This window comes from Methylobacterium sp. Leaf456 (assembly GCF_001425465.1).
Classification (GTDB): Bacteria; Pseudomonadota; Alphaproteobacteria; order Rhizobiales; family Beijerinckiaceae; genus Methylobacterium.
In genome coordinates this window covers 1-2,253 of sequence record NZ_LMQV01000038.1, presented here as the reverse complement: position 1 = coordinate 2,253, position 2,253 = coordinate 1, and the positions used below count along the sequence as shown (strand labels likewise).

The 2,253-nt window shown below is 67.0% G+C and carries 3 protein-coding genes and 1 pseudogene; 2 read left to right on the top strand and 2 right to left on the bottom strand.

Annotation, left to right across the window (positions count from 1 at the left end):
* Window positions 1-85, top strand: a pseudogene (locus ASG52_RS27345) (IS5/IS1182 family transposase); the annotation flags it as partial.
* Window positions 86-153: 68 nt separating this feature from the next.
* Here ASG52_RS27345 and ASG52_RS27940 read toward each other — a convergent pair.
* Window positions 154-765 (bottom strand): hypothetical protein, encoded by a 612-nt coding sequence (locus ASG52_RS27940; protein WP_056245861.1) that lies wholly within the window; start codon window positions 763-765, stop codon window positions 154-156.
* Between the two features lie 73 nt (window positions 766-838).
* Window positions 839-1,042, bottom strand: coding sequence for a hypothetical protein (locus ASG52_RS17165; RefSeq protein ID WP_056245857.1), 204 nt, complete (start codon window positions 1,040-1,042; stop codon window positions 839-841).
* Window positions 1,043-1,149: 107 nt separating this feature from the next.
* On the opposite strand from ASG52_RS17165, the gene ASG52_RS17160 reads away from it, so the two are divergent.
* The gene (locus ASG52_RS17160; protein WP_056245854.1) at window positions 1,150-2,148 is read left to right on the top strand and encodes an ISAs1 family transposase; all 999 of its coding nucleotides are present in this window, start codon (window positions 1,150-1,152) and stop codon (window positions 2,146-2,148) included.
* Window positions 2,149-2,253: the final 105 nt, after the last annotated feature.

The window sequence follows — 2,253 nt, the reverse complement described above, 5'->3', positions numbered from 1 at the left end:
CGCCAGCACTTTGGCAGGCCTTCACATGGTCGCCTTCGTCTGCCTCATGCTCAAACAACCAGAAAAGATCATGACAAGTGCATAACACGCTCTAGAGCGTGACGGATCGCCAGAATGCAAGTGCAACTCTCACAGTCCAAGCGAAGCCTCAATCTAGCCGACGCCCGCGCCTAATCGGCGGAGCTTCTGGATAAACGAAGCGGCTCGACACCCAGCCTTCGACGTTCTCGTACCGAACGAACACCCAGCCTCCGTTGCGGTCACCGAGCGGGACGATACCGCGGCCTTCCGAAGGAATGACGCCAACGATGCGGGGGCCATGTGATCGAGCTTGCCGCCCTTCCAGTCCGTGGCGTAGCCGCCGTAGTCCCAGCCGAAACCGCTGATCTGGAACGGCTTCTCGTTGGCCTCCTCCAGTTCGGCCAGACTGATCCGCAGGCCCACCGTGTCGCGCGCCCTGCCAGGTGTGCGAACCATCCACTCGGATTTGCCGCGCACCGTGATGCCCGAGAGGCCTCTGCGACGCGATGTGTCCCACCACGTCACCTCAAGGCGCCGGCTCGGGTCCTTCGGGTAGACGACCGTTCCAGGCGTGGCTTCCCCCTCCGCGCCGTCGAGCTTGGCATTCACGACGTTCTCGCGTCCGAACCGCTTCACGAGCGCGGCCTCGTCGGTCTTCTTCGAGAACTCCGTGCAGTCAAGGATCTGTGGCTGCGCCGCGGGTTGCTGGGCGATTGCTACACTCGACAGACCCAGCGCGACCATCAACGCCGAACCTCCAGCCCGAATCGCCATCAGCGCACGCCCTCGCCTCATAAAGGAGCAGCTTAGCAGAAAGTCATGCTTCCGTTGCCATGAAGGGTTGACCGGCATCCGCCAGCGCGCGGTCAACCGCCTCGATCGACACCAGGACACGGCTCAGATCCTCGGCCATGGACACGGGCGCCAAATCGATCCCTGCCAGTCGCTTGGCGATGGCGTTGCGCTGCCGTGCGAGAGCAGCCCGCGCCTCGGTCAGATCCTTGATCTCAGCCGCGTTCATGGCTCGGCCCGTTCCTTCCTGGCAGGGCTATCGCATATGGCCTGTCGGCGCGCCGATCCGAGTTGAAGGCGATGCGTTGACGTCTCCTGACAGACAGGAGGCGATCGATGCTCGAGGTGCAGGGATTGTTTTCGGCCGTGCCGGATCCGCGCGCTGCCAACGCCCGCCATCCCCTCGATGAGGTGCTGCTGGTCGCGCTGGCGGCCACGCTGTGCGGCGCCCAGACCTGCGTCGACATCGCCACCTTCGCCCGCGCCAAGCTGCCGCTGCTGCGCCGCTTCGTCCGCCTCGCCCACGGCGCACCCAGCCACGACACCTTCAGCCGCCTGTTCCAGGCGCTCGACCCGCTCGCCTTCGAGGCCGCCTTCCGCGCCTTCATGGCCGCCTTCGCCGAGGCTCTCGACAAGGCGGCGTCCGAGGACGGCCGTGCGGATCGATGCGTCGTCGCTCTCGACGGCAAGTCCCTGCGCGGCGCGGTGCGCAGCGCCGGCCGCTCGACCCCCCTGCACCTCGTCACCGCCTGGACCGCCGAGCAGCGTCTCGTCCTGGCCCAGCGCCCTGCGCGCAACTGCAGCGAGGTCACCGCCGCGCGCGAGATCATCGCCCTGCTCGATCTGCGCGACACCGTCGTCACCGCCGACGCCCTGCACGGCAACCGCGCCACGGCGGCCGCCATCCTGGAGCGGGGCGGCGACTACGCCCTGATCGTCAAGGGCAACCGCGGCCCGCTGCACGCCGCTGCGCAAAAGCTGATGCAGAAGGCCGATCCCGACGAGGCGGCCTGCACAAGCCAGACCGCCCATGGCCGCCACGAGGAGCGCCGCGCCTGGGTTCGGGCGGTGCCGGACTGGGCCGAGCGCTACGAATTCGCCGGCCTGCGCGCCATCGCCCGCATCGACGGCCTGCGCCGCAGCACGCAAGGTGGCACGTCCGCCGGGGCCGAACCGCTCCAGACCCGCTACGTCGCCCTCTCGCGGGTGCTCAATCCCGCCGAGGTTCTGCGGGGGGTGCGCACCCACTGGTCGATCGAAAACGACCAATACTGGTTGCTCGACGTCGCCTTCGGTCGTGTCCCAGTGTGTGGTGTAGGAGCGGCCCACCGCTGAGGTGGCTATCGCCGGTCTTCGAGTAGGGTTCGAGTTGCGAAGCTTGAACTCTCACACCGGAGACGACGATGACCGACGACAGGATGGCCCTGATCGATCTGATCG

What these genes read in the sequence shown, in the direction of transcription:
- ASG52_RS17160 (WP_056245854.1), top strand. Translation starts at nt 1,150, where the DNA reads ATGCTCGAGGTGCAGGGATTGTTTTCGGCCGTGCCGGATCCGCGCGCT.
- ASG52_RS27940 (WP_056245861.1), bottom strand. Translation starts at nt 765, where the DNA reads ATGGTCGCGCTGGGTCTGTCGAGTGTAGCAATCGCCCAGCAACCCGCG.
- ASG52_RS17165 (WP_056245857.1), bottom strand. Translation starts at nt 1,042, where the DNA reads ATGAACGCGGCTGAGATCAAGGATCTGACCGAGGCGCGGGCTGCTCTC.